The organism is Gracilibacillus sp. Marseille-QA3620 (genome assembly GCF_054950035.1).
Window position 1 is genome coordinate 3,995,067 of record NZ_CM143102.1, and the last position, 26,443, is coordinate 4,021,509.

The 26,443-nt window shown below is 45.8% G+C and carries 30 protein-coding genes; 10 read left to right on the forward strand and 20 right to left on the reverse strand.

The window, feature by feature from the left end; genetic code table 11:
- Nucleotides 1–111 precede the first annotated feature (111 nt).
- From ACY8DX_RS19985 to ACY8DX_RS19995, 3 genes are all read left to right on the forward strand, one after another.
- Nucleotides 112–840 carry a DUF6944 family repetitive protein gene (locus tag ACY8DX_RS19985; RefSeq protein ID WP_462405934.1) on the forward strand — a complete coding sequence of 243 codons (729 nt, stop codon included), beginning with the start codon at nucleotides 112–114 and terminating at the stop codon, nucleotides 838–840.
- A gap of 14 nt (nucleotides 841–854) precedes the next feature.
- A complete protein-coding gene (locus tag ACY8DX_RS19990; protein ID WP_462405935.1) occupies nucleotides 855–1,469 on the forward strand; it encodes a DUF6944 family repetitive protein in 615 nt (204 codons plus the stop codon).
- Between the two features lie 875 nt (nucleotides 1,470–2,344).
- A complete protein-coding gene (locus ACY8DX_RS19995; RefSeq protein ID WP_462405936.1) occupies nucleotides 2,345–3,028 on the forward strand; it encodes a TcaA second domain-containing protein in 684 nt (227 codons plus the stop codon).
- A 253-nt stretch (nucleotides 3,029–3,281) separates the two neighbouring features.
- Here ACY8DX_RS19995 and ACY8DX_RS20000 read toward each other — a convergent pair whose 3' ends face one another.
- Nucleotides 3,282–3,851 carry a hypothetical protein gene (locus ACY8DX_RS20000; protein WP_462405937.1) on the reverse strand — a complete coding sequence of 190 codons (570 nt, stop codon included), beginning with the start codon at nucleotides 3,849–3,851 and terminating at the stop codon, nucleotides 3,282–3,284.
- A 201-nt stretch (nucleotides 3,852–4,052) separates the two neighbouring features.
- Between ACY8DX_RS20000 and ACY8DX_RS20005 the strand changes: the two genes are divergently transcribed.
- Nucleotides 4,053–4,967, forward strand: coding sequence for a helix-turn-helix domain-containing protein (locus tag ACY8DX_RS20005; RefSeq protein WP_462405938.1), 915 nt, complete (start codon nucleotides 4,053–4,055; stop codon nucleotides 4,965–4,967).
- 13 nt (nucleotides 4,968–4,980) lie between these two features.
- On the opposite strand, the gene ACY8DX_RS20010 is transcribed toward ACY8DX_RS20005, so the two are convergent.
- The 4 genes from ACY8DX_RS20010 to ACY8DX_RS20025 form a co-directional block, all read right to left on the reverse strand.
- Nucleotides 4,981–5,616 (reverse strand): M23 family metallopeptidase, encoded by a 636-nt coding sequence (locus tag ACY8DX_RS20010; protein ID WP_462406993.1) that lies wholly within the window; start codon nucleotides 5,614–5,616, stop codon nucleotides 4,981–4,983.
- A 111-nt stretch (nucleotides 5,617–5,727) separates the two neighbouring features.
- A complete protein-coding gene (locus ACY8DX_RS20015) occupies nucleotides 5,728–6,234 on the reverse strand; it encodes a VanZ family protein (RefSeq protein ID WP_462405939.1) in 507 nt (168 codons plus the stop codon).
- Nucleotides 6,235–6,416: 182 nt separating this feature from the next.
- Complete coding sequence (locus ACY8DX_RS20020) at nucleotides 6,417–6,746, reverse strand: hypothetical protein (protein WP_049669351.1); 330 nt, start codon at nucleotides 6,744–6,746, stop codon at nucleotides 6,417–6,419.
- Nucleotides 6,747–6,944: 198 nt separating this feature from the next.
- Nucleotides 6,945–7,847 (reverse strand): LCP family glycopolymer transferase, encoded by a 903-nt coding sequence (locus tag ACY8DX_RS20025; RefSeq protein ID WP_462405940.1) that lies wholly within the window; start codon nucleotides 7,845–7,847, stop codon nucleotides 6,945–6,947.
- A gap of 127 nt (nucleotides 7,848–7,974) precedes the next feature.
- Here ACY8DX_RS20025 and ACY8DX_RS20030 point away from each other — a divergent pair, with 127 nt between their 5' ends.
- The 3 genes from ACY8DX_RS20030 to ACY8DX_RS20040 are packed head-to-tail and all read left to right on the forward strand — an operon-like array spanning nucleotide 7,975 to nucleotide 12,639.
- Nucleotides 7,975–9,594, forward strand: a complete 1,620-nt coding sequence (locus ACY8DX_RS20030) for an SWIM zinc finger family protein (protein WP_462405941.1) — start codon at nucleotides 7,975–7,977, stop codon at nucleotides 9,592–9,594.
- On the forward strand, nucleotides 9,581–12,397 hold the full coding sequence (locus ACY8DX_RS20035; protein ID WP_462406994.1) for a DEAD/DEAH box helicase: 2,817 nt from the start codon (nucleotides 9,581–9,583) through the stop codon (nucleotides 12,395–12,397). The genes ACY8DX_RS20030 and ACY8DX_RS20035 overlap by 14 nt, the downstream gene beginning before the upstream one ends.
- 59 nt (nucleotides 12,398–12,456) lie before the next feature.
- Complete coding sequence (locus ACY8DX_RS20040; protein WP_462405942.1) at nucleotides 12,457–12,639, forward strand: hypothetical protein; 183 nt, start codon at nucleotides 12,457–12,459, stop codon at nucleotides 12,637–12,639.
- 23 nt (nucleotides 12,640–12,662) lie between these two features.
- Here the strand turns inward: ACY8DX_RS20040 and ACY8DX_RS20045 are convergent, their stop codons facing one another.
- Nucleotides 12,663–12,995, reverse strand: a complete 333-nt coding sequence (locus ACY8DX_RS20045; RefSeq protein WP_462405943.1) for an iron-sulfur cluster biosynthesis family protein — start codon at nucleotides 12,993–12,995, stop codon at nucleotides 12,663–12,665.
- A gap of 255 nt (nucleotides 12,996–13,250) precedes the next feature.
- Between ACY8DX_RS20045 and ACY8DX_RS20050 the strand changes: the two genes are divergently transcribed.
- Entirely contained in the window at nucleotides 13,251–13,859 is a 609-nt protein-coding gene (locus ACY8DX_RS20050; RefSeq protein ID WP_462405944.1) for a hypothetical protein, read from the forward strand.
- Between the two features lie 366 nt (nucleotides 13,860–14,225).
- On the opposite strand, the gene ACY8DX_RS20055 is transcribed toward ACY8DX_RS20050, so the two are convergent.
- The 3 genes from ACY8DX_RS20055 to ACY8DX_RS20065 form a co-directional block, all read right to left on the reverse strand.
- Entirely contained in the window at nucleotides 14,226–14,783 is a 558-nt protein-coding gene (locus ACY8DX_RS20055) for a DUF2238 domain-containing protein (protein WP_462405945.1), read from the reverse strand.
- Nucleotides 14,784–14,967: 184 nt separating this feature from the next.
- On the reverse strand, nucleotides 14,968–15,132 hold the full coding sequence (locus ACY8DX_RS20060; RefSeq protein WP_156185523.1) for a hypothetical protein: 165 nt from the start codon (nucleotides 15,130–15,132) through the stop codon (nucleotides 14,968–14,970).
- Nucleotides 15,129–15,503, reverse strand: coding sequence for a single-stranded DNA-binding protein (locus ACY8DX_RS20065; protein ID WP_049669343.1), 375 nt, complete (start codon nucleotides 15,501–15,503; stop codon nucleotides 15,129–15,131). Before ACY8DX_RS20065 ends, ACY8DX_RS20060 begins: the two co-directional genes overlap by 4 nt.
- A gap of 254 nt (nucleotides 15,504–15,757) precedes the next feature.
- Here ACY8DX_RS20065 and ACY8DX_RS20070 point away from each other — a divergent pair, with 254 nt between their 5' ends.
- Nucleotides 15,758–16,177: a YwpF family protein gene (locus ACY8DX_RS20070; RefSeq protein WP_462405946.1), complete on the forward strand. Its 420-nt coding sequence runs from the start codon at nucleotides 15,758–15,760 to the stop codon at nucleotides 16,175–16,177.
- A gap of 42 nt (nucleotides 16,178–16,219) precedes the next feature.
- Here ACY8DX_RS20070 and ACY8DX_RS20075 read toward each other — a convergent pair whose 3' ends face one another.
- The 6 genes from ACY8DX_RS20075 to mreB form a co-directional block, all read right to left on the reverse strand.
- The gene (locus ACY8DX_RS20075) at nucleotides 16,220–16,540 is read right to left on the reverse strand and encodes a hypothetical protein (protein WP_049669341.1); all 321 of its coding nucleotides are present in this window, start codon (nucleotides 16,538–16,540) and stop codon (nucleotides 16,220–16,222) included.
- Nucleotides 16,541–16,795: 255 nt separating this feature from the next.
- Nucleotides 16,796–17,218, reverse strand: coding sequence for a 3-hydroxyacyl-ACP dehydratase FabZ (gene fabZ, locus ACY8DX_RS20080; RefSeq protein WP_049669340.1), 423 nt, complete (start codon nucleotides 17,216–17,218; stop codon nucleotides 16,796–16,798).
- Nucleotides 17,219–17,289: 71 nt separating this feature from the next.
- Nucleotides 17,290–17,580 carry a DNA-directed RNA polymerase subunit beta gene (locus ACY8DX_RS20085; protein ID WP_049669339.1) on the reverse strand — a complete coding sequence of 97 codons (291 nt, stop codon included), beginning with the start codon at nucleotides 17,578–17,580 and terminating at the stop codon, nucleotides 17,290–17,292.
- A gap of 12 nt (nucleotides 17,581–17,592) precedes the next feature.
- A complete protein-coding gene (locus ACY8DX_RS20090; RefSeq protein WP_049669338.1) occupies nucleotides 17,593–18,432 on the reverse strand; it encodes a flagellar hook-basal body protein in 840 nt (279 codons plus the stop codon).
- A 12-nt stretch (nucleotides 18,433–18,444) separates the two neighbouring features.
- Entirely contained in the window at nucleotides 18,445–19,278 is an 834-nt protein-coding gene (locus tag ACY8DX_RS20095) for a flagellar hook-basal body protein (protein ID WP_049669337.1), read from the reverse strand.
- Between the two features lie 147 nt (nucleotides 19,279–19,425).
- Nucleotides 19,426–20,427, reverse strand: coding sequence for a rod shape-determining protein (gene mreB / locus ACY8DX_RS20100; RefSeq protein WP_049669336.1), 1,002 nt, complete (start codon nucleotides 20,425–20,427; stop codon nucleotides 19,426–19,428).
- A gap of 781 nt (nucleotides 20,428–21,208) precedes the next feature.
- Here mreB and ACY8DX_RS20105 point away from each other — a divergent pair.
- Complete coding sequence (locus ACY8DX_RS20105; RefSeq protein ID WP_462405947.1) at nucleotides 21,209–21,430, forward strand: hypothetical protein; 222 nt, start codon at nucleotides 21,209–21,211, stop codon at nucleotides 21,428–21,430.
- A gap of 493 nt (nucleotides 21,431–21,923) precedes the next feature.
- On the opposite strand, the gene spoIIID is transcribed toward ACY8DX_RS20105, so the two are convergent.
- From spoIIID to murA, 5 genes are all read right to left on the reverse strand, one after another.
- Complete coding sequence (gene spoIIID / locus ACY8DX_RS20110) at nucleotides 21,924–22,190, reverse strand: sporulation transcriptional regulator SpoIIID (protein WP_049669334.1); 267 nt, start codon at nucleotides 22,188–22,190, stop codon at nucleotides 21,924–21,926.
- A gap of 396 nt (nucleotides 22,191–22,586) precedes the next feature.
- Nucleotides 22,587–23,375 carry a stage II sporulation protein SpoIIQ gene (locus tag ACY8DX_RS20115; protein WP_049672709.1) on the reverse strand — a complete coding sequence of 263 codons (789 nt, stop codon included), beginning with the start codon at nucleotides 23,373–23,375 and terminating at the stop codon, nucleotides 22,587–22,589.
- A 122-nt stretch (nucleotides 23,376–23,497) separates the two neighbouring features.
- On the reverse strand, nucleotides 23,498–24,514 hold the full coding sequence (spoIID, locus tag ACY8DX_RS20120; protein WP_462405948.1) for a stage II sporulation protein D: 1,017 nt from the start codon (nucleotides 24,512–24,514) through the stop codon (nucleotides 23,498–23,500).
- A gap of 76 nt (nucleotides 24,515–24,590) precedes the next feature.
- Complete coding sequence (locus ACY8DX_RS20125; RefSeq protein WP_156185520.1) at nucleotides 24,591–24,755, reverse strand: hypothetical protein; 165 nt, start codon at nucleotides 24,753–24,755, stop codon at nucleotides 24,591–24,593.
- Between the two features lie 387 nt (nucleotides 24,756–25,142).
- Nucleotides 25,143–26,438, reverse strand: coding sequence for a UDP-N-acetylglucosamine 1-carboxyvinyltransferase (gene murA, locus ACY8DX_RS20130; RefSeq protein WP_049669332.1), 1,296 nt, complete (start codon nucleotides 26,436–26,438; stop codon nucleotides 25,143–25,145).
- Between the last annotated feature and the right edge of the window lie 5 nt (nucleotides 26,439–26,443).

The following is a 26,443-nucleotide window of genomic DNA, read 5'->3' on the forward strand; positions in this document are numbered from 1 at the left end:
ATTGTATCTGCCTGCAATCATCATGGACAAGCTGATTTTAAACAAAACCCACCCACTTTCGCATATGGTGAATACACTGTAAAAGATAAGCTATTGACGGGTGTGGTATCTGTGTTACTAAATCAATACAAAGAAATACTGGGGGCGTGGATGCAGGCGGCCGGAAATATTATCAGCGCCATCGCATCCACGCCCACCGACCGATTATCTGATTCTGCTCAAGCGAATCTCAATACGGTTGGCCTCGCCCTGCAAGCAGTCGGCGGTGGACTAGAGACTGAGGGGCAAGGTACGCCGTTCTCGCTTGAGTATATCGGGAATGCGCTTGCAACCATCGGTGTACTCGAGGACCTCACCGCTGCTGTCATTGAATTCCCTGATGAGACAGATACCACTCTCAATATTCAGGGGAATTTACTGCAGGCGCTAGGCAGTGCGATTGCCGCAGTGGATGAGACGCAGGACAGCACGACTGTCGGACAACTCGAAGGATTCATCGGGAATGTCATCCAGACCATTGGGAGCGTCATTCAAGTCATCGGAATTAAAGTTCAGTCTGCCGGGTCCCAGCAAGACCAGGACGATAATGAGCAAACGAACGAGGATGATAACCAAGACCAAGCTGATGGACAGAACAGCCAACAAAATCAAGTTGGCTCCTACATGAAATGGAATCAGCAAAATGGCTCAAATGACCAAAATCAAAATGACCAAAGCCAAAAAGAAGGGCAGAACTTAATCGCTATCGGTTCTTGGATTCAAGCCATCGGCGCTGTCATCGCTGCAATCGGACAGCAAAAAGAAGAAATGCAAGAGCTTCAGCTTGGGATTGATGAATAAAAAGGGGGATGAGGATGGAGAAAGAAAACCTGCTTCTAGAGTATATTGGTTCCTGGCTGTTGGCCCTCGGTGCAAACATCGATGCCGCTGCTGCCACCCCCACACCCTTATTAACGGATGAGCAATTAGAGGAGATTAGTCTTGTCGGCTTTGAGCTTCAAGCCCTCGGCTTCGCCCTCTTGGCAGACAGCCAAAATGAGTTGAACCTTGAATCTGCCGGTAATGGTATTGCCTCTATCGGGATGCTTGAAATTATCTCGTCTATCCTCCTTCCCTTTCCAGAGGAGACCGATACGAACCTTGAGGTATCGGGAAACCTCCTAGCATCGCTCGGGGCCTTCATGATTTTCGCTGAGGAACTCGATAAAGACCCCCGCGTGCCTGGTCAAACCTTAGAAACAATCGGCATCCTCATGCAAGCGATTGGATCAGGCGTGCTCGCAATCGCATTAAGGCTTCAAGCAAATCAGGAGGATAAGGAAGAAAGCGAACAGCGGCAAACGGCGGAGGATGAAGAAAAATCCATCTCCATCACCAATTTAATTACTTGGTCGAACTGGCTCGTCGCGGCCGGTACAATCGTCGCCTTAATTGGCGTGGGAATCAGGTTCAGCAGCGAAACACAATGAACCTGTTTCCTTCTTTATACATAAATAGAGAGACCGCTGCCCCGCGGTCTCCTTAAGTCAAAATGAAATAGAGGAGGATTCCAATCAACACCCAGATAATAATAGAAAACAGACATCCTGCCCTCATTCCTCTAATAAAGGATGTTTTATCTGTCTGAAAATGCTGCATAAGCATGCTCCTTTAATCCAGCTTGGCGCCTTGCCTCTCTATTTTACAAATATATGTAAGCTTCAACTAGTCTTTCTCATGAAATAAACTGAATAAAACACTGTATTTTCCTATCTTTTCATCGACATATCTCACCGTTATGCCCCTCTTTTACATCATTCCCTATCACATCTCCTCACATGCTGTTTAACGATACGCTATCTCCCTCTTTTTGTAGGTATTTGTTCTGTTTCAGATAGGAATTTTTACGGTATAAAGAGAGTACAAACTTAAAACAGAAGGAGGCATAAGTGATGAAGATCAGTGCAGGCAGCTGGAGGATGCTTTCCCAGCAGGAGAAATTATTTATCTTAAATGCCATTAGCAAACGTCGCTCTGCCTGAAGGAGTCCGGAAATATTTCCAATGGAGAAACGTCCTCATGCCAATTCCCCCCTCATCTCCTCTCATACGATTGACCCATCCTTCACCTCGCTAAAAGCGGGTGATTTTTTTATGCTTTTTATTAATCAAACGATTGATTAAGTCTATAACGGGTATCAGGACAATATACATGTTGTAAGGGCTTCAACTGGTCTGGCCACTAATGTTTATCGAAAAATGGATAAGTCTCATAAATATTGTTTGAAATGTTAAACAATTTACCGATATAGTAAATAGTATAGAACCAAACCCAAATACCTAAGCCTAAAGGTGGTGATTGGGAATTGAGAAAACTCCCATTATCTAAACTCCAAAAAGGCCTGATTACGGCTTGTGCACTTATTATATGTATATCCATCTATTTAATTGAACGCCCTCTTACGAAAGATGACTTAATCGAACAGGTTGAAACCGCATTCAAACAGCAAGACAGCTCCGTTCTATCCAAGGTGCTGACCTCATCCAATCAAAAACTTCAAATTGACGAGACGAGCACAAAGGCACTCATGAGCTACCTCCAAGAGAATCCTGAATACGCGCAATCAATCCTAACCGTTCTGCAAGAGCAATCCAGGTATTATGATGAACAAGACAGCGTCTCAGCAAACGATGCCACATCAGCCGAAAAGATTGAAGGCTTCCTAACACTCAAGAAAGAGGATCACCTCATCCTCCCTGACACCTACTCAATCGAAATCGAGCCTGTCTACCTAACCGTGTGTACAAATGCCGAGGATGCCGTCATCAAAATCAATGGCGAAAAAGTCACCGAAACAACGAAAAAATCATGCGAAAAGAAAGTAGGCCCCCTTCTCCCTGGAGAATACACCGTTGAGGCCGCCACAAAGGGACAGGGCACCAAAATCAAGAAAACCGAAACCGTCGTCCTATGGAACAGCGATGAAGAAATCACGATTGACCTCGTCCCAGAAGACGTAGGCCTACAAACCAATACAGACAAAAAGTAGCAGCATCTCCTGATAGCTGCTCTTTTTTAAGCGCAATAACTCACTAAATATAATTCGTTTTGTAATATTTTATACATTTCTACATGAAATGAGTAAAAAATCTCAAGAAATTGAAAGGAGGAATGCGTATAGTAAATATAATAGGTAATTATTCTATAGAAATAATAAAAACAGCGGACCCTAGGCAGATCCCCTGTTTTAGAAGATAGATGTATGAACCAATCTGTCTAGTAGACCAAATGATTGCTGAGAATCAGGAAACTTGGCTGCCGGAGCCTGTGCTTAGCATGCGTGGCGGGTCTGCTAGTGCTCCTGCTAACTCGTTTCCTACATTCAGCATACGTGGCGGATCTGCTAACGCTCCTGCTACTTGGTTGCCAACACTTAGCATACGCGGTGGATCTGCCAACGCTCCTGCTAACTCGTTTCCTACATTCAGCATACGTGGCGGATCTGCTAACGCTCCTGCTACTTGGTTACCAACATTCAGCATACGCGGTGGATCTGCCAACGCTCCTGCTACTTGGTTATCAACATTCAGCATGCGCGGCGGATCTGCTAACGCTCCTGCTAACTCGTTTCCTGGATTCAGCATGCGCGGCGGATCTGCTAATGCTCCTGCTAACTCGTTACCTGGATTCAGCATACGCGGCGGATCTGCTAACGCTCCTGCTAACTCGTTACCTGGATTCAGCATACGCGGCGGATCTGCTAACGCTCCTGCTACATTCACAGACTTGTCTTGTGGAAAAAATGCAAGCAATGAAGCTAAAACGGCAACACTTACTAGATTAGAACCAATAATTTTACTTATGTTTTTCATGTTAAATTCTCCTTTTCATTCTCTAAATCGAGAGTATAATTGGAATATATAATATATAATTCCATTTAATCACATTGTATGAAAGTATTGAAATTCAAAAAGTAAGGACTTTAGATACAAAATATATTAATTTCACGATAAAACGTAAGCTTATTGACTTAAATATAACTATAGGCATATTTTCAGAGAGGGAGGTCAATTATGGATTTCTCTATTATCGGACAAAGGATTAGAGAATTAAGGAAATCATTAAAACTTTCACAGGAAGAGTTGGCTGAGGGTATTTGTACTCAGGCCCAGATCAGCAAAATAGAAAAGGGAGACGTCTTTCCCTATGCAAATACGTTATATCTCATATCCCAAAAGCTTGGAGTAGACGTTAACTACTTCTTTGAAATTGGTTCCACTCCGAGGATTGATTATGTTAACGAAGTATTCCGCCAGCTAAGGTTAACGAGAAGGAGTCTTCAATTTGAAGAAATGGACCGGATTATTAAATTAGAAGAAAAAAACCCCCTATTCACACAAAACAATCGACATTTGCAAATGATATTATGGAATAAAGGCTTATGCGAACATGCCTTATATAAAAACACTGAAGGCGGAATCAAGATTCTATGGGAAGCGATCGAACTTACCCATACAAACAATAAAGTATGGACAGAAAGAGAAATTGAAATACTCATAGCTATCGGTTCTATTTATACAGAAGAAGGACGCACGCAGGAAGCAAGTGATATTTTCCTAGGAGCACTTGAAAATCTGCAACAACTCGTCTTTATTAGCGATAATACAATCCTGCCAAGACTTTACTACAATTTAGCCAGAGTGTACGGAATGCTGGAGAACTATGAGGAATCAATCTACTATTGTCAAAAAGGAGTTAAGTACTGCTTATCAAAGGACAACCTCTATCCATTAGGTGAATTGCATTATCAAATTAGCTTTAACTATGAACAGATGGGTCAATTAGAGGAAGCTTTATCTTATTTAGATAAAGCAGGAGTCATATTTGAACTTCTTCAGGATAATAATTACTTGCCGATGCTAAAAGAAGGCAGAGAAAAACTCCTCCATTTAATTGAAAAACAAAAAGAAACCGATCACGCCCTGTGATCGGTTTTTTCATTCACATCTTAAAGACCCTGACGCCCAATGCATCCATACCCCTTACATTCACGACCCCTGCTTCATCCGTTTTAATGCTGTACACGTCCGGCTCTGGGTTGGCAATGACCTCATAAATCAGTCCGCCATACTCAGCTGGATGAAGCATGCCGATTTCATTGCCTGATGTTGCCTCTTGCTCAATCGAATAGATGGGCCATTCGTTTTCATCAGGCGGCAGCATTATAAAGGTGCGCTCAAATGGTTTCGGCAATGACTTGTCCATATAATCCAGTGGATTGACGGCATTCTTCTTCTCCTGATTCCATCTTCCCTTGTGTATCTCAAAATGCAGATGCTGAACCTCAGCATGACCAGTTGAACCCATGTAGCCAATAATGGTCCCCTGCTTTATACTCTCTCCCACGCTGAACTTACGCGATCGCGGCCGCATATGGGTGTAGATGGATTCATAAATCTCCCCGCCAATATGGTGAACGATGAAGATGGTTTCTCCATATGTTTGGCAGTAGTATGAACGACTTATGACGCCATCGGCAGAAGCTTTGACAGACACATTCCCCGGTGCGGCGATATCGATTGCCTCATGGACTCCGAGCTCAAACCCACGGATGCAGCTGCCTAAAGCCGGTTTCATAAAATCCACATCTCTTCCCTCCTGCTTGTCCCTGCCTCACCTTTATCATATGCGACAGTTCGCGAGCCTGATTGGGCATATGAAAAAAGAACAGCCCCAGCTGTTCTTTCATCATGTATTTTGCTTCCTCCTCCTGCTCCACAGCAGAAAGAGCAACACACCGCAAATCCCGCCGACCGTATCAATAATTACGTCCTGAAAGAGCGGGGTCCGTTCCCCGTTAAAGGATTGATGCCACTCATCCGAGCAGGCATACAGAAACACAAATAGAATTGTCAGGGCCGCAAGCTTAAGCGGCTTCCTCTTCATCCAACTATGTAAGATACTTGCCACAAAAACGGAAAGGACAAGATAAATACTGAAATGAGCTCCCTTCCGAATGAAGAACTCAATGAATCCAGGAACCCCCTTCGTCTCCACACTGACAATGTGACCCGCATAGGTAAATTCAACCTTCGAGAGCAGGGATACAATCGCGTCAGGCAGCTGCACCTTCTCGCTGATCAGCGGCTGCAGATTCTGCTCCGAATACGGCTGTGAGGAGGAGTAGAAGATAATCCCGATAATCAATAGGGCAAAAACGATACGTATGATAAGCTTCTTGTTTAGATTGTTCATAGTAATATCCTATAGGAATTTTCTCCTAGCGTAAATGAGTTTGTGATAGATTATCCTTATTATTTCCAACTTAATTATTAATCAATCGATTGATTAACCGTTACAAGCCTAATTTCCCATACAATGAGAAAGACCAAACCCAGCACTCACGCTGAATTTGGTCTTTCGTTCTGTTATATGATTTATGCCATTGCGGCTACACGTTGGTCTCGATATCGGATGTTATGGATTCCGATGACGTTGAGGAATTTCTTGATCTCTTTCATTGCGGCTGTTTTATGTCCTTCCATGACCACGAGGTCGGTGACAAAGGCGATCTTAGGATATTGGTGCACGCGTTTCTTCGGATTCAGGATTGGCTCTTCTTCAATTAATTGAGCATCCATCTCCTCCTCACAGGTTAGGATGACGGCTTCTCCTATCTTCATATCAGCTTGATCAAAAAAGAACGAGAATTCAATTGAACATTCCCCATCGATAAATTTCGGTAAGACTCTTACATTCAATTCCATTGATGCCCAGCCTCCTTTATTTCCCATTTGTTAACAGTCTAACAGGTTTAGCAAATAGGTTGTCAGGCCACTGTGGTGGGAAAATCGTTGGATATGTGCATATTCATACAGGAATGCTTGTGTTTCCTTTATTTTTATAACTCGAGGAATATTCCTAGATGAATATTTTCTGCTTTCTCTATTGTACTTGTTTACGATTTAATAATCTAGGTGTTTTTGTAATAATTCAGAAATTTTCTTTATCTCGCTGTCATCCATGACGTCATAATAGACACCATTTATTTTTTTGGCATTCCCTTGCATATTTATGCTATCAAGATGCTGGAGAGCGGCCTGGTAATGCTTCTTGATTTGAAACATCTCCTTGATGGTGAAGTTTGTTTTGACATTATTCATGAGGGCGGTCGCAATCTTGTCGTAATGGGTGAGAGATTGCAGGTCAGCTCCCTTGCGGATAACCTCCTCAATGACCTTTTGCTGCCTTTCATGCCGCTCCTCTTCGCCATTCTCATTCAGCTGGCGCATCCGGATATAGGCAAGAGCCTGCTTTCCATCGAGGCTGATGCGTCCTTTTCGGAAATGGTAGCCCTCATAGGAGAAGGCCTTCTCATTCTCGACTGTGATGCCTCCCATCGCGTCAACAACATCCTCCACTCCCTCCATATTGATCTTGACGAAGTAATCAATCGGAATGTCCACAAATTCCTCCACTGTCTCCATCATCAGCTCCACCCCGCCTGTCTTATAGGCATGGTTCAGCTTATCAGGCTGGTCCTGACCAGGGATGTCCACCCTTGTTTCCCTGGGGATATGGAGAAGCTTAATGGACTGAACTGCCGGGTTAACGGTCAGCACCATGATTGTTCCGGCGTTTCTCCTGACCTCTCCATCATCATCGACCCCAAGGAGAAGAACGGAGAACGGCTCCTTCTTCTCTAATTGAAGGGCCTCATCCCGCAAGTTTGACTGCCTTTCGGCGAGCGGGTCTGAGATGGATTGGTACGCTTCATAGATGGGGATGAAGAGGAGAGCGGCGAGGAGGAGGATAAGGGCACTGATCCACACCCATTTATGTTTCCTGATCCACTGCTTACTCTTCATAGTTTCCTCTTTTACTGTTTTATTCTCTAGTGTTTTGCCAGAAGCTATCTTTTCATACGTTTTTTTCATGATGTTTGTTACAATTAAGAGTAAACTTGGTTACACTGTCGGGTAAGGAGAATGATGTATGCATGATGCACTAAAATTCTATGGCGATCGCATAGCCGGCGTGCTTTCACCAAAGTCAATGAACGATGTGAATGTTGTAACGAAAGGCCTCGTCCTATACCGGCAAGGAATGGTGACGAAGCTCCAAATAGAAGATGAACTAATCCACGGTATCGTACAGGATGTGATGAAGGTCGATGTGACGCTTGATCTGACATTTCCGAGCAATAGCTCCTGCTCTTGCCCGGCGATCGATCTTTGCCGTCATCAGTTGGCTGTTTTTTTTGCGGCCTACAGCAAATCCGCGAGCGTATCTGACTGGGTGGAGGAGTGGAAGAATAAGAATAATGCGCTGTACGGGCTGAAGAAGTCACTCGAGTCCGGTCCTGTCTTTAAAGAAACGAAGGCAAAACCGATGAATGCGAAGCCGGACCATAACTATGCCTCCTGGAGGGCCTTCTTTGCTGACGTTGCACGGGAGGAGCTGGTCCTGCCCCCTTATTTCATGATGGGCACTCATCGAATCGCCTCCTCTTATCAGCGTGCCATCCAGCGAAGCGAACCGGAGAATCGGCAATGGATTCCGCTCTACCGCAGCATGGCCTATTTCCATGGAATGCGTTATTTATTTGACCAGGATTCCGAATCGCTCGACCATTTCCGGAAAGAAATGCTTCAGCAATCGGTGCATGAGCTCTATCTAGCGCTGATTGATGAGATGAGCCGCTTTGAAACATCGATCCGCCCGTTTGATTCTGAGGAATTCATTGAGGCCTTCCTTGAGGAAACCGCGAGCCTTCTCTATGTGGATTCCTTCACCTTTTACCGCTGGCAGATGTATGTTCTGATTTGGTCCGCAAGCCTTGCCACGAAGGAGGAGCGGGCTGCTGAGATGAGACGGCTTGAGAGCCTGATTCCATCACTAGCCGAGGTGGAGGCGGAGCTTGCGAAGATGATGGTCGTTCACCTGCTGATGCTTGATGGCAAGGATGAGGAGGCACTCCAGTATATCCTTTCCATCGGTCCTGCCGCCTGCTATTATCTCACCTTCATTCTCGAGGAACTGAACGATGAGAAGCAGCATGCCCGTATGATTCCGTTTGTGGAATTCTACTCAAAGAATATTAAAGCCTTCCTGACGTACAGCTATACCCAGGAATACAAGCGCACGAATTACTTGTATAATGCCCTGCAGATCATCCGTCCGTTCAGCTCAGCGTCAAAACGTTTTGACCTGCTTGAACGAATGCTGCGCGAGACGATTCCGTATTCCTTGATTCCATACTCACATTATTTATATGAGAAAAAGGACTACAAGAAATGGGTCGAGCTGCAGGTGGCTGAGCGTATGAATGTGCTGTTTGAGTGGCCGCAGCAAACAAAGGAGATCCAGAAGGAGAACCCGGAGGTGCTGCTTCCCATCTATCACCAGCAGGTCATTCAGCTGATTAGCAGCAAGAACCGCTCATCCTACCGCGAGGCTGTCAGGTACTTGAAGAAGCTGCGGACGATTTATAAGAAATTAAAACGGGTCCCTGTATGGGAATCCTATATTACCTATATAAGTGAAACCTATAAACGATTGCGTGCATTCCAGGAAGAACTGAGGAAGGGAAAGTTAATTGATGCAGCTGATTGACACACTTTACATCCAAATTGAATTACTCGAAGACGGACGCATTTTTGTTTATGGAACAGATGAAGGCGAGGAGGTCCAGGCCGAGTTCTGGGCACCGAGCTTCTTCCTATGGGATGAGGACAGCTTCTACGGCACGAAGCTTGAGATCGCGAAGCTTGACGGTAAGAGCGGTATTATCCTCTCGGCCTATGATTGGATGAAGGTCCTATCGAAGGAGCCGTTCAACAGCTTCATTCAATGGTCATGGTCCAACTGGGCCTCGATCAGCCTTTCTCTTGCTCAGAGCTTGTTTGAGGCTGTGGAGAACGGAACGGTCATGCCGAATTTCGATGAAATGGACCCAAATGCCCTCACCTTCCCGCTCCCGCAGGAAATCATCGATGACTTCCATGAATCCTTCTGGGAGCAGGAGATGGTCAAACATATCGCTGGCGGAGAAACCATTCAGATGACGGTGCGCGATTATGCAAATGAATGGCTGAATGAGGCCGTCAAGGATCGTCCCGGCAACCATCGTGTGCGCGATCTCGTGAATATTTTTGCGGAGAAGGGGTTGCCGGTCAGGGCACTCAGCCAATTCTTCACCGAGAACCGCTGGAATGAGTGGACAGGCATGCGTGATAACGGACTTCTCTTCACCCTCGGCCTGCGCCTGAGCGAACCGGATTTCGCCGCTGGCGATGAGGTGGACCAATGGAAGCTTGAACCGTTCATGCGCGGGAAGAAGAAACCCGACCAGTTCTTCCTCTGGTCTGAGCGTCATAAGATTCCGTTCTCCTGGAAGAAACAGCTGGAGGCAGCCGAAGAGGAGCTTGCCCGCTGGAAGGCCCTATTCCCATGGATGGATGATATCCTCACTGAGGACCTGGCTTGGGACTTCCTGACCGATGCCTCCGAGGTGCTTCATATGCTCGGTGCGGAGATTCTGCTGCCATCCTGGTGGCAGGCGATCAAGGATGCGAAGGTGACGATGCGCGCCAAGGTGAAAAACACAAGCCGCCGCAAATCCTTCGTTGGCATCAATGCCCTGCTCGATTATAATTGGCGTTTCTCCGTCAATGGAGCGAACGTATCAGAGGATGAATTCAATAAGCTCGTCGAGGAAAAACGCCGCCTCATGTATGTCCAAGGCCGCTGGGTGCGTCTTGACCCGGCTTTCATGAGACGGATGCAGGAGCTGAAGCGTGAGGCCGATGAACGCGGCATTCGCATGATGGACCTCCTCAACCAAGAGCTGACTCAGGACGATGACGAGGAAGCGGTCGATGAGGACCAGTATGCCCGCATTCAATTCGAGCTGAATAATGACTTGAAGCGCTTCATGACGAAGATTCGGTCACTGGCTGATATTCCGCTTATTGATGTGCCGGATACCTTCCATGGCTCTTTAAGACCGTACCAGCAGCAAGGCATGAGCTGGCTGCTCTTCCTGCGAGAGTATGGCTTTGGCGCCTGTCTCGCAGATGATATGGGGCTTGGGAAGACGATTCAGTTAATCAGCTATCTATTGGCTGTCAGGGAGAAGAACGGACCGTCCACCTCCCCTGCCTTAATTGTCTGTCCGACATCGGTGCTCGGCAACTGGCAGAAGGAAATCGAGCGCTTCGCCCCTGACTTCAAGGTTCACCTTCATTACGGCTCAAGCCGGAAGAAGGGTGAGCATTTCACCGGCGGCTTCGCTGGAGCAGATGTCGTGCTCACAAGCTACGGCCTGCTTCATCAGGATGAAGAGGAATTCCTCTCCATCACATGGGATGCGGTTGTGCTTGATGAGGCGCAGAACATTAAGAATTCGCATACAAAGCAATCCCGCACCGCCCGCAAGCTGCAAGGGCGCCAGCATATTGCGCTTACCGGGACGCCGATGGAGAACCGTCTAAGCGAGCTTTGGTCTATTTTTGATTTCATCAATAAGGGCTATCTCGGCTCCCAGGCTCATTTTGACAAGCATTTCGCCGCGCCAATTGAAAAGGACGGCGACAAGAAGAAGATTGCCTCCCTGCAGAAGCTCATCCAGCCCTTCCTGCTTCGCCGTACGAAGAAGGATGAGGAGGTTGCCCTCAACCTGCCGGATAAGCTTGAGCAGAAGGAATTTGTTACTCTTACCACCGAGCAGGCTGCCTTATACGAGCAGCTCGTGAAGGATACGCTTGAGAAAATTGAGCAATTGAGCGGATTTGAGCGCAAGGGACTGATCCTGCAGATGCTCACCAAATTGAAGCAAATTTGCGACCATCCGGCCCTTTACATGAAGGAAGAAGCGCCAACCCATATCCTCCACCGCTCCGGCAAAATGGAGAAACTGATTGAGCTTCTAGATGCCGTGTACGAGCAGGATGAGAGTGCACTCATCTTCACGCAATACATCGAAATGGGTAATATGATCAAGCAGGTTGCCGAGCGCCGCTACGGCCATAAGGTGCCGTTTTTAAACGGCTCTGCCGGCAAGAAGCAGCGTGATGATATGGTCAGTGCCTTCCAGGAGGGCAAGTACCCGATTCTCCTCCTTTCGTTAAAAGCAGGAGGAACAGGACTGAACCTCACCGCCGCTAACCACGTCATCCATTATGATCGTTGGTGGAACCCGGCCGTTGAGAACCAGGCGACCGACCGTGCCTACCGAATCGGCCAGACACGCTTCGTGCATGTCCATAAGATGGTCGCATCCGGCACGCTTGAGGAAAAGATTGACGCTATGCTTGAGAAGAAACAAAGCTTGAATGACGAAATCGTTCAAAGCGATAACTGGATTACCGAATTGTCCGGTGATGAGCTGAAGGAATTGCTTGTGCTGGATTTATAGAGAGTAGACTGGGGCTCGGACTATTGGTCCGGGCTCCTTTTTTTAGGGGGATAATAATCATGGGGATGAGTGTATTCGTTGTGTTTATATTTTTTACGGTGCCGATTTGGGTAGTCGTACTATGTGTGAACTTCATTGCAATCTTGCAAAAGCTGAAATATGAGGAGGACCATCCGCAGAATACGTTTTGGTTTACGGTGTCGGCGACGGTGCTGATATCTCTGTCATTTTTGGCATCATAAAAAGAAGGCTGGACCAATTAGATTCAGCCTTCTTCTTTATCAGCTCGCTTAAGCGATAGATCGTACTTATACACTTCCTCCGGGCTTGAGAGCTTATATCCCAATGCCGGGTTGTAATCAATGAACAGCTCATGATGAAGATAAGCCTTGCTCTTCTCTGAGATGAAGAAAGGAATGCCCTCGAGTTCATGAACCTCATCGCCCTCCTGCCTTTGGTCGATCGATAATTGATAATCAGCGAATAAAGAACAGCTCCCGACATAGGAAGAACCGATGCGAACGCCCTCCCCTTCATTCAAATGGAGTGCTTGCAGTTCCTTTAACGCAGCAGGTCTAATCGTTATGGATAATTCCATCTCCGAAACCAGCTCCTTTCAAATAACTAATGAGTTAACATACCCTCCTTGACCTCCTCCAAAACCTTTTATTGACTAAAACTGCCAAATTTCTGTATAATATGCTACAACATTCCATTTAATGACAGACAGAATGTCTACTCTTGTCACATAAGCCAAAGGACTTCACGATGAATACTCAGCCACGGACTGGCATATACATAAAGAAAAATGCCGCACAACCAGATGAATCTTTGACAGGAGATGTTTCCTTACATGACATTACAAGAAAGAATGATGAGATCAGAGGGGTCACGAACAAGCTTACCAATCAAACAGGCAAAAACAACGCTGCGAAACCAAACCGAAATCCTTTCCGACTTGCAGCTCAAGCAAATCCTTCGTCTGCTGCATAAAAACTATAACAATCTTGGGATGACCATCTCCATCTATGAAACGGCCGACCAAGTCAAAGCCGACCGCAGCAAATATGGACAACTCTATCTTGATGACTGGTGCTACCAAGACGCCTTGAACGGCACACTCGGCGGCTACCACAAGCTCGGCACTATTGCCCTCTTCCCCTTCAACCATACCGTCAAGAACCCAGCCTATCGCAAAGGACTCATGCAATTATTCTTAATCCAAGATCTCTTCCATGAAATCCGCCACGCTTACCAGCGTATTCATATGAAAAGACAATATAACACGCCCTATATCACCACCGGCACGAACGGCTACCGCTCCCAATGGATCGAGCGCGACGCCAACCGATTCGCCTATCGCATGATGGAGAAACACCGCAGCACCCTGAACGCTATTCTCGGAATTGACTTTACGTGGAACAGCTGCTGGGGGAGGTTTTATATTACGATTGAACGATGATGGAGTTTGATTTAGGACGCCGCTTTCTCGGTTGGGAGGGCGGTTTCTGTTTTTTTGGAGTGGATATGGAGTTGGGCGGGGTTTCGCCCATACACAGGGGGTTTTCGCCCATAAACGGGTGAACTTCGCCCTTAAATCCTGAAATCATGGATATTGTCTGTGTAAATCAATGCCCATCAATGCTCAGAAGGTCAAAATAGACAAGCTATAGTGTTTTTTGAAGAGGATTCTGGCTTTTTCATTGGAATCCGGGCCAAAATAAACCCCTGATGACGATTTTTTGATTTTGCGGGCTTCTCAGGGAGGGGAATTCTTAGGAAGAGCCAAAAAAAAGAAACAAGCCGACCTCCAGGCCGGCTTGTTGTTTCACTTCTTAACCAAATAAAAGACAGCACTAATCATGCCCCCGATTAACCCGTCCATCATATCAAACATCGTGTCATCTGGATCTCGCCCTTGGGCAGTGAAGTGAAGGATTTTGTCTCCGGCAAATTCGAGCAGCTCCCAGGCTCCTGCAGTGGCCAAGGCAAAGACAATCATGATGGTGGTCCAGAAATGTTTTGGTACTTGTCCGGCGAGTTTCTTCCCGATTAACTGGCGGCCGAGCACAAGGGCCGCGTAGCCAAGCCAGATGCCTGAGGCGACATGAAGGAAGTCATCGAAATGATGAATGGCATAGGCACCTCCGAATGTTCCGATGCCAACAGATATAAAAATGAATATGTACGTCATGCTAATCAGAATGGAGTCCAGCGGGTGCTTCGACTTCCATTGCCAGAGGCTGATGACAAGTAAGGATAGACATGTCAGGATGCCCATGAAGCCCTTTGTGCTGAACCCGCTTATATACATGCACATGGTGCCCGCAAGCATAAGTACCATAACAATCCAAAATAAGATGATTTCTAGCTGTCTGCTTTTCATGGATCATATCTCCTCTCGCTCTATGTATAAGTGGTTTCCTCTCTATTATGACAGAATTTTTTGTGATATTTTGCACAAATGTATTTCCAATAGAAAAAGCCGCGCATATTCGGCGGCATCAAGAGGAGTGTATTCACTTTTCTAAAGTAATGAGGATGTTGAGTTAAGGGGTGTTGGGAATTCATCATTCTTGGTATTGATAATTACGTTCCTTCAAATCAGCGATTTCATTGATAAGCATTTGGAGAATATTCTCGATCCGTTGGAGGTCGTTTTCTGCTGTGCAAACACGGCTGTTTACACTGCCGAGGATGCGGATGAGGTCGGCAAGCATTTCGCGTTCATTCATAGGGCGGGCTCACTCGCTTCCTGTGTCCCTGCCGCCTGCTTTTTCTCGACATTCTTGCGGTCCATGAAGCTTACATTCTCCACAATGACCTCTGTGACGAAAGTTCGCTTGCCATCTGGGTTTTCGTAGGTACGGGTTTGAATCTTGCCGGTAATGCCAACAACCGATCCCTTCTGGCAATAAATCGATGTGTTTTCAGCGATTCGGTTCCAAAGAGTGCAGTTGACGAAATCGACGACATATTCTCCGTTCGCATTCCGAAAGCTCCGTTTTACGGCCAATGTAATATTGGAGACAGCCTTTCCATCAGGGGTGTAGCGCAGTTCAGGATTTTTCGTGAGCCTGCCCACGAGTGTCACTTGGTTCAGCATGTATTTTCACCTCTCTTTTTGTGAATGTATCCGTATCATAATGGGTATTCAGACCCATTGTACATTTGCCTAATTTGAAGTTTCAGCTGTTTTTTAGCGATAAACTTTATGTTTCTCTAGGCAAATTGACTTTTTGCCAATAGGAAGTAGAGTGGGTGGTCGACTTTTGACAATCTCTTCGACAAATTCCTCATTCCTTGTCATTAGCCTGCTCATGCTATAATAGAAAAAAATGGAGAAATGGAGGGGCGTCTATGAAGACCTTTAAGCTTGTTTCACTGCAGCTGGTGACAGAGGACGGGGAAGCAGAGGAGATTGAGCTTGTTGATGGCCTTATTATTAATAAGGAAAATGAGGCAAGCACCTGGCTGATTGAAGCATTAATGAACACTGAGCAATATGAAATGGTCAAAAAACAGCTTGATGGAAAAGGGGATTCCTTTATTGTCAGCTGTGTCATCACGAAGAAGGATAACACCCCTGCTTTCTTTGAGGCCTTCTTCAGAAATGCACGTGAGATGGAGGATTATGTGAGCGTATTGTTTAGCGGAAAGCTGCGCAATCGCAGACGTGAGATGGCTGAACTCCTGCTTGATGATCTAATTGATGAGGGACTGACCGGTGCGCAGTTGAAGAGCGCTTTTCGCGACAGCCTCCGCTCCGGAAACCGATAAGTAAAAAAAACTGGCGGGAATTAATCCCCGCCAGTTTTTTGTTTATCGATTGTTGTCTCTTTTATTATTATCATCCGTTCTGTCTGTCGCATCGTCGATTAAATCGTTCGTATCTGTCTCGACGTCATCCTTGATATTATCCATATCATCTCTGAGGTCGTCATCAAGTGTATCGACGCCATTATTTTCACGGTTGTTGTTCGTGTCGTTCGCGTCGTTTAAGTCATTCGCATCGTTGTTGTCGTTGATATCTGTATTGGTTTCCGGAGGAGGGTTTGTATCATTATCATCATTATTGTTACAGCCCACCATTAATACAGAAGCCATAGCCACGCCAAGCAATGCCTTTAGAATTTTTTGCATTCAGATCTTGCTCCTTTCCATTTTCAAGTCTTGACCAAAGGTCTTTTATAGAGTTCCCCGAACGCGCTTGATTATGAGAAGGCAAAAAAAAGAAGCAAGCCCAGATTCAGGCTTGCTAAGAGGGAGAAGTGATATGGTTATCCACCATGATAATATGAATGGCCAATAGCGATTCATATTCTTCTTAATAACCAACTTTCACTCCATATTAAACCTTTTTAGTCGAATTTCGACAATTTGGCCTATGTATTCGGATTACCCAAGGGCAAAAATCAGTTCCGTTTCACAGACAATTTCCCCGTCAACCGTGGCAACGCCCTTCCCTTTGCCGATGGAGCCCCGTACGCGCGTCATCTCGACTTCCAGTCTTAGTTGATCGCCAGGTGTGACCTGCTTCTTAAAGCGGCAGCTGTCAATGCCTGCGAAGAATGGCGTTTTTCCTTTATTCTCTTCCTTCATTAACACAGACACCGCGCCGACCTGGGCCAATGCCTCTACAATCAAGACGCCCGGCATGACTGGATACTCAGGGAAATGCCCGGAGAAGAATGGTTCATTGGCGCTCACATTCTTGATTCCGACTGCCCTTTTCCCCTCTTCCACCTCAATGATTCGGTCTACTAAAAGAAAAGGGTAACGGTGGGGAATGATTTCTTTGATCTGATTGATATCAAGCATATGTATCCTCCTCAATTTTTACACACTAGTCATAAAAAACAGGAGGGGTATCCGCCCCTCCCGCATCATGGTTATTCACCCGTTGTTTTCGTATCCTTGTTGACTAAGTCTGAAATATGAGTCCATGTGGATTTCTCGAAGACATCGCCGGCTTTCCCGTCACCAATGACCGAATAGCCAATCATGGCTCCGCCAATGGCTGCTGTGACAGCGAGTACGGCAACAATCAGGATGCGCGCCCAAATCGGCACAATTCGAAGCCTGATCTTCTCTTCCACCTCAGTCGTTTTCTTTCTCTCTATGCGGCTATTAGGCTCAGTTGACTCTGGCTGTTCGTTCTTCTTACTAACCACTGCTTGCATTGCTCTACTCCTTTAACGAATCCCGTTCACCAGCCCCATCATTTGATCTGCCATGCTTACGGCACGGGATTGGAATTGATACTGCCTCTGCACTTGAATTAACTCAGTCATTTCCGTGCTCACATCGACATTCGATTGCTCGAGCGCCCCTTGCGTAAGAGAAACCTGGTTTCTCAAGGCACCGGTCAGCGGGGTATAAATTTCGTTTTCTGTTACCCCCAATTGTGCCATATTATTCGGGAGAGTAAAAGTATTATCGCTCACATTTTCCAAAAATTGTGGTTTTTCAACAGAGATGATGCCTAAATCAATTGTTTCCGTGCCATTATTTTCATAGGTTACACGAATTTCACCGTCGGAGGCAAATGTCAGCTCCTTCATGTCAGATCCAATCAGGATAGCTTCATTATTCGCATTAAGAACCGGATACCCTTCTGACGTAACCAGCTGCAGCTGATCACCGACTGGGCTTAAATAAAAGGCGCCGTCCCTTGTAAAGCGCGTCTCTCGATTCGCCCCGTTTTGAACGCTTACGGTGAAGTAAAGATTCTCCTTATTGAGCGCCACATCTAAATCCCGGTCTGTTTTTTTGATCGTCCCAAGACCTGTATTCAGTTGGGACTGGCTCATGATAGCGCCGGTGCCGACTCGGATGCCATTTGGTGTCAGCCGCCCCTTCTCCTTCCCTGTCCGCTCCTGATTATTTATCTCCTGTACGAGAAAGTCAGAGAAGTATGCCTGCTTGCTCTTATAGCCGGTCGTTTCCGAATTAGCGAGGTTATGGGAAACTGTGTCGAGCTTCTTCTGCAGCTGCCCCATCGTATTTGAGGCGGTTATCATCATTCTATTCATCGCTCGCTCCCCCTATATCCGTCCAATTTCATTGACCGCTTTATCCATGCTCTTATCATATGCCTGAATAATCTTTTGATTCGCCTCAAACGTCCGGTAAGCCGTCATCAGCTCCGTCATCGTCTTCGATGAATCCACATTCGATTGCTCAATCGCACCCTGGCGCATCGTGAAACTCACATTATCCGTTTCATAGGCAGAAGCAAGCTCACCGCCGTTTAAGCGATACAGCCCGTCCCCCTCCTTAATGAGCTCTCCTTGCGGGTTCGCGCTGAAGGCTGCACCGATACGGGCCATCTGCTGACCATTCTCGGTCATATAACCATCCTTTGATACCGTAAAGTTCTCAGACGCAAGCTGAATCCTCCCGCCATTCTCATCCAATATGTATTGGCCGCTCGCGGTCGTTAAAAAGCCGCTGCCATCGAGCGTAAAGTTCCCGTTTCTCGTATAAAGAGGACCATTTGCCGACTCCACCATGAACAGGACTGTCCCAGCTGCACCTGTCTCTGGATCAATTGGCAGACGCCCGTCAATCAGGGCCAAATCCGTGCTGTTCTTCGTCTCCTTCACCCCGCCTTGAGAAAAGGAAGGAATGGACTCCTGAACATATACACCCGTATTAATCGCCCCAACATAGCTCGACTTCCTCACATCGAAGGAATTCTTGACCGGAACCTTTTCACTCTCATAGCTGTGCAAAAGCATTGCCGGAAACGAGCGCACACTCGCCTCGTCCTCTTTATAGCCGACCGTCTCCGCATTCGCCAAGTTATTCGTCAGCAACTCGGTGCGGCGCTGCTGGGCAATCATCCCTGAAGCCGCTGTGTAAAAACCCTTAAACATCTCGACACCTCTTCCAAAAGGCAATTTACTCTATATCTTTTTATATCGGGAATCCGCAGGCAATCGTACACAGACTTTCGACCTAATTACCGGCATAAAAATAAGACCCGGCCATACGTCCTGCCGGGTCCTCTAAGGAGTGATTGATTAAACTAGTTTACGTCGTGCTATTCTGTCGATGTTCTCAAGCATGATGCCTGTACCGATGGCCACGCAATCCATTGGACTTTCTGCGATGATGACAGGAACTCTCAATTCATCTGCCATCAGCTGCTCAATGCCGTGAAGCAAAGCGCCGCCGCCAGTCAGGATGATTCCGCGGTCAATGATATCTGCTGATAATTCTGGAGGAGTTTGTTCAAGAACCGTCTTAGCTGCATGAACAATAACATAAATGGATTCACGTAAGGCTTCTTCAATTTCCTCTGAACCAACCGTGATGGTTCTAGGAAGTCCAGTTACCATATCACGTCCACGCACCTCGATTGTCTCGTTGCGTGATCCCTTGAATACCGTTGCTACTTTGACTTTAATATCCTCTGCTGTCCGTTCACCGATTAATAGCTTGTATTTACGCTTGATGTAATTTAAAATCTCGGCATCGAATTTATCGCCGGCCATTTTGATGGATGCAGATGTTACGATGTCACCCATGGAAAGAACGGCGATATCCGTTGTTCCACCGCCGATGTCAATAACCATGTTACCACTTGGCTGGAAGATATCCATTCCAGCACCGATTGCCGCAATCTTCGGCTCTTCTTCTAAATAAACCTTCTTGCCGCCGCTCTTCTCAGCCGCTTCACGAATGGCCTTCTGCTCAACACTTGTGATGTTTGTCGGGCAGCAAATGAGGATGCGCGGCTTTGTTAATACACCTTTCACATCCAGCTTGTTAATGAAATACTTCAGCATGGATTCCGTCACATCAAAGTCTGCAATGACGCCATCCTTCAATGGGCGAATCGCGATGATGTTTCCCGGTGTCCGTCCAACCATGCGACGCGCTTCTTCTCCAACAGCCAGCACTCGATTTGTGTTCTTATCAAGCGCAACAACAGAGGGCTCATTTAAAACGATGCCCTTACCCTTTACGTGGATGAGCACATTCGCCGTGCCCAAATCGATCCCAATATCTCTCGAAAACATAAACGAATAATCCTCCTCAAGAAACAATCAGTTTCCTACTTCTGTACTAATTAAGAATTTTATCATATTTTGTTGAAAAAAAGGAACTTTTCGCTTAAAATTTTGGACTATTTAGGGTAAAAAATGAAATTCAAGAGTTGTTTTAAAATAATTTTTATGGTAAATAGTGCAAACGTTCTATTTTTGCTTAATTTAAGTTGTTTTTACACAAAAGGATTATTTATGGTTGGTTTATTGATAAGTGTGAGTTTGTTTGAAGTGACACTTTTGGGGAGCTTTCTAAGTGATTTTTCGCTGTAGACGGCGCTTTCCGCTGCAATCATTGGTTGGGTTTAGGATTGAGTGCGGTTCTTGCATTGCTTGTTCAAATAAGGAGAAGGATTGGGATGGAATGTAATGTACCTTTTAATCTTTGATTTTGAAATACTCCATACAAGCGAAAACTGTCCACATGTGTATAACTCAATTTGAATGGATTCTGTTATTATGTTCAGCTCGCTATTCAACATACGGCCATGTTTATATTGAATGCTTAATAACACCTTATCCACTTGGACTAACAACTAGATAGAAAAGCTGATGAATGCTACCCTTGTCTTTTAGAGGCTGTACATTCTCTCTGCCCCCACCCATTCCCGCTGGATTGGGCGAAGACTCCTGTGGGAGAAGGAAGCAGGCATGAGACCGTTCTGCCGCAGGCGAACAGGCTCAGCGCTTCCCCCGCGGAAAGCGAAGTCCAATCCTGCGGGAATGCGTTAGAACGACTCATCACATCATAAAAATGACTCGATGGAGAAGGCTGATGAATGTTAGTCCATGTATTTTAAAAGCCGCACATTCTCTCTCCACCCATCCATTCCCGCAGGATTGGGCGAAGACTCCTGTGGGAGAAGGAAGCAGGTCTGAGACCGTTCTGCCGCAGGCGAACAGGCTCAGCGCTTCCCCCACGGAAAGCGCAGCCCAATCTGGCGGGAATGCGTTAGGACCCTCTATCCACATCTAAACGAGTAGATGGCGGTGAAGCGTGAATGCTCCCCTTGTATTTTAAAAGCCGCACATTCTCTCTCCACCCACCCATTCACGCAGGATTGAGCGAAGACTCCTGTGGGAGAAGGAAGCAGGCTCGAGACACCTCTGACGCAGGCGAGGAGGCTAAAGCAGCTTCCCCCACGGAAAGCGCAGCCCAATCCGGCGGGAATGCGTTTGAACACTCATCCACATCTATTCGAGCAGATGGCAGTGAAGCGTGAATGCCCCCCTTGTATTTTTAAAATCCACATATTCTCTCTCCACCCACCCATTCACGCAGGATTGGGCGAAGACTCCTGTGGGAGAAGGAAGCAGGCTCGAGACACCTCTGACACAGGCGAGGAGGCTAAAGCAGCTTCCCACGGAAAGCGCAGCCCAATCCGGTGGGAATGAGTTCGAATATAAATCTCCCCATAATAAAAAGGCCGACAAACCGGCCCTTCAACACATCATCTGCACAGCCAGTCTCATTGAACCGGCTCCTCCTCTGCCTTCCGATACTTCTGCTTCGTCGCCTCTCCCCCTCGAAGATGCCTGATCGACTTATGGTAATCAAGAATCTCCTTCACCTCATTGGCCAACTCCGCATTAATATCCGGCAGACGCTCCGTCAAATCCTTATGGACAGTACTTTTGGATACACCAAACTCCTTCGCAATCACGCGAACAGTTTTTCTCGTTTCCACGATATACTTCCCAATCTTGATAGTTCTTTCTTTGATGTAATCGTGCAATTCACTCGCCCTCCCTATTTGTAATAAGAGGAGTACAAGATAGAGACTCGCGGCTTATAAATAAAAATGAATGCTTATATAGAAAGAGTGTTAACTTTTCTTAGATCGCTGATAGAATATGACGATTCCCACCTCTAGAGCCCTCTCTCGCTAATTCAGGTTTGTAACAGTTTATTAGCTTGGTTCCATGTTTATGCACAAAATCCACAATAAGGACAAGATAACACCTTCTTTTTCACTGGTCTGCCTATTAAATCATATGCCTGGCCATTACAAATATCGCTGGCATTCGCCTACTTTTGGAAATTAAAATGAGGATATTTCCCGAGAAATAGATGGATATCCGTCGAATAAAAACACCCCTGGGCGAATTATCGCCCAAGGGTGTGATGACCATTAGTTACCGGTTTCTTCTCCAGTTTCTGTACTGTCGCTATCTTCAGTTGTAGTTTTTTCATCTTTTTGATCAGCTGCTTTTTCTTCTGCTTTTGATTGGTCAGCTTTTAATGAACTTAACGGTTTGTCGAGATAGTCTAATGGATTGACGGCTGTTTGGTCTTTCCTGATTTCAAAGTGGACATGGTTGCCGGCTTCAGCATTGATTCCGCTTGTGGAACTTTTCGCGATTGCTTCGCCTTGTTTGACTGTTTCGCCTTCCTTGACTTCAATATCAGTTACGGAAGAGTAATGAGTTTCCATGCCTTTTTCGTGTTCAATGACGATGCTGTTTCCAAGCAATGCGTCTTCTTGAACAGATGTTACCTTACCGCTCATGGATGCGATGACTTCGAATTCTTTGCCATCTTTCATGGCGTAGTCAATGCCTGTATTTGGCTGATACGTATTATTATAGAAAACGAGTGATGCCTCTTGCTGTTTTGTATCACCGTTGACATCATAGAATTCCTTCTTGATGACAGCTGAATCAGCTTCCGCCATTGGGATTGTAAATGTTTCAAGTGAATTATTTACTTCAATGGATGGCTCTGTTCCTTCGCTTGTTATGTTCTGTCTTGTTTCAGATGGCTCTTTTGTGAATTCATCATCACTTGCTTGATACACTAAAACTCCTGTCAAAAGGACGGCTGCACTTGTGATATAGATTGCTGGTAAGAACCAACGTTTCTTTGTGATACCTTTCCATTTTGACGATTGAGAAGATCGCTTCTTTTCTTCCTCTCTCATTTTCATCACCTCTGGCATCATTCTGAACACTTTTCAGAAAATATATACATGAGACAGGAAAAATTTTTTAGTTTATGCATTTTCTATTAAAAGTATGCAAAAAAGACTGCCGCAGCAGTCCTTTATTTCTTCGCAGTGGTATAGGTGGGCAGGTAAGCAGTTGCCTCCTTGATGCTGATATCCTTATAGTAGTGCGCGAGGATGTCCTTGTAGGTCTTTCCTTCCTTTGCCATACCGTTCGCTCCGTATTGGCTCATACCGACGCCATGGCCGTAGCCCTTTGTTGTGATGACGATATCATTTCCTTTTCGGTACCAGGTGAAGTCGCTCGATTTGAGGTTGAGCTTTTCACGAACCTCTTTGCCGGTGAGTGTCTTGCCGCCGATTTTGATTTGGGCGATGCGCTTTCCTTCGGTGCGGGAGATAATCTGGCCGATGTCGGTCTTGCTGCCGACCTGGATGCCGAGCATGCGCTCAAATTCATTCAAGGTCATCTTTGTTTCTTGAAGATATTTGGGTGAATCTTTATCCCATGGACTTTCGACACTGCGTAGGTATGGGAGCGGATTCTGCCAATAGTCCTCTGAATTTTCCGTGTAGCCGTTGCTCGTGGAGAAGAAGGATGGTGTGATTAATTCATCCTTATACGTTAGAATCTGCCCTCTCGTCGCTTGGACAGCCTCTTCAATCCTTTTTCGCTTTTCCTCATATTGATTGCCCCACTGTGCCCGCAGCTCCTCATCACTTAAGTATACTTGGTCATTGACCGTATCGGTGATGTCAGCATTTGATGGGAGATCCTTTTTCTTTTGAGCCGTTAAGGTCTTTGTCACAAACGTCCTGGCCGTCAATGCCTGTGCTTTCAGCGCCTCCATCTCGAAGCTTGCCGGCATTTCAGCAGCGACGACCCCGACGACGTAATCCTCTAGATTGACGGTTTCGACCGTATTGGTTTTATTACGGAATACATTAATACTTGCCATGGGATCATCCTCCTTTGGCTTTTCCTTCGGTGTTGATGCTGGTTGTGCGGCGGTTTCCTTCTTATCTGAGAAAGGTGCCACCAGGAGAGCTGGTATAAGAATAACAACAACGGCAATGACGCTTAGTGTGACAAGGACTGGCTTCCAATGCTTCATATATGGCTTTCTCCCCTCTATTCAGTTATCCAATACTCTTCATATGTATGAACTGACAGCGGGAAATATGTACAGGTTAGCCCTTTCGTTTTTGGTATTCTCGAATAGAAGCTATGAGTATGAAGACGAAAGCTGCGGCAAGAATGAGGTTTAATAGGACATTCACTAATTTGAAGATGATGATGGCAATAACCAGCAACAGGATGATTTTGATGAGCAGACTGTTGTCTAGATTTTTCATTCTGATTCACCTCCTTCCTAACATTCTATCAAACTTTCATTATTTTCAAACAATTATCCCCATTATCAACATGCTGTGTATAACTTTGTGGATAAATCGTGGAAAAATATTTTTAGACGAATTCCTACAAAAATTTCACTCTCGAACTTAGTGTAATCATGTTTATTTTTCTGAAGTGTCATTTTTACCATTGAATATGTGGATAATCCTGTGCATAACTATGCCTATCATGTGCATAACTTGTTGAAAGTTTGTGAGTTAGTCTGTGGATAATTGTGCATAAGCTGTTGATATGTCTATTTAGGATATCCTTTTCATAGAATGGAGTACGCAATACAAAAAAGCCAGACCATGAGCCTGGCTTTCGATACATTGCTATGAATAAAATTAAGCATTTTCAGCGATAATTTCGGTTTGTTCCTTTGTTTCATTAATGCGTTCGATGTCTGCACCTAGGGATGCCAATTTTCCGTGGAAGTTTACGTATCCGCGGTCAAGATGCTTAAGCTCAGTTACGCGGGTAACGCCATCAGCCACTAATCCAGATAGGATCAAGGCTGCAGCTGCACGTAAATCCGTTGCAGAAACTTCTGCTCCTTGCAGGTTCGCATCACCGGAAATGATAACAGAGCGCCCATCAATCTTGATGTCAGCGTTCATGCGGCGGAATTCCTCCACATGCATAAAACGGTTTTCGAAGACCGTTTCTGTGATCATGCTTGTGCCTTTTGCACGAAGCAATAGGGCCATCATCTGTGATTGCATATCTGTTGGGAAACCTGGGTGTGGCATTGTCTTGATATCCACAGCTTTCATGATATCTGGACCAATTACACGAAGACCATCTTTCTCTTCCTGAACGATAATACCCATCTCTTCCATTTTGGCAACAAGGGATGATAAATGTTCTAAAACGGCTCCTTGTACTAGGACATTTCCTCCTGTAATTGCCGCAGCAACCATGAATGTTCCTGCTTCGATACGGTCTGGGATAATGTGGTGTTCTGTGCCGTAAAGTTTGTCTACACCTTCAATGCGAATCGTTGCTGTGCCAGCACCTTTCACTTTAGCGCCCATTTTGTTCAAGTAGTTCGCCAAATCAACAATTTCAGGCTCTTTTGCGCAGTTCTCAAGAATCGTTAGACCATCGGCTAGAGCAGCTGCCATCATAATGTTTTCTGTTGCACCCACACTTGGGAAGTCCAAATAAATCTTCGCACCTTTAAGACGACCATCAACCTCTGCTTCAATGAAACCATTGCCGACTCTGACTTTTGCACCCATTGCCTCGAATCCTTTTAAGTGCTGGTCAATCGGGCGGGACCCAATCGCACAGCCGCCAGGAAGTGCTACGCGAGCTTTCCCGTTACGCGCTAAAAGGGAACCCATCACGAGGACAGAAGCACGCATTTTGCGAACATATTCAAATGGCGCCTCATCAAATAACGGCTTAGAAGCATCAACGGTTACCGTATTGTTACTGAAAGTTACTTCTGTATTTAAGTTACGGATTACTTCGTTAATCGTATATACATCGGATAGTTCCGGAACGTCTTTAAGAACGCTTTTTCCTTCACTTGCTAATAATGTTGCAGCTAATACAGGTAAAACGGCGTTTTTAGCACCCTCTACTCGAACTGTACCTTCCAACCTGTTTCCGCCGCGGACAATGATCTTTTCCAAATTTA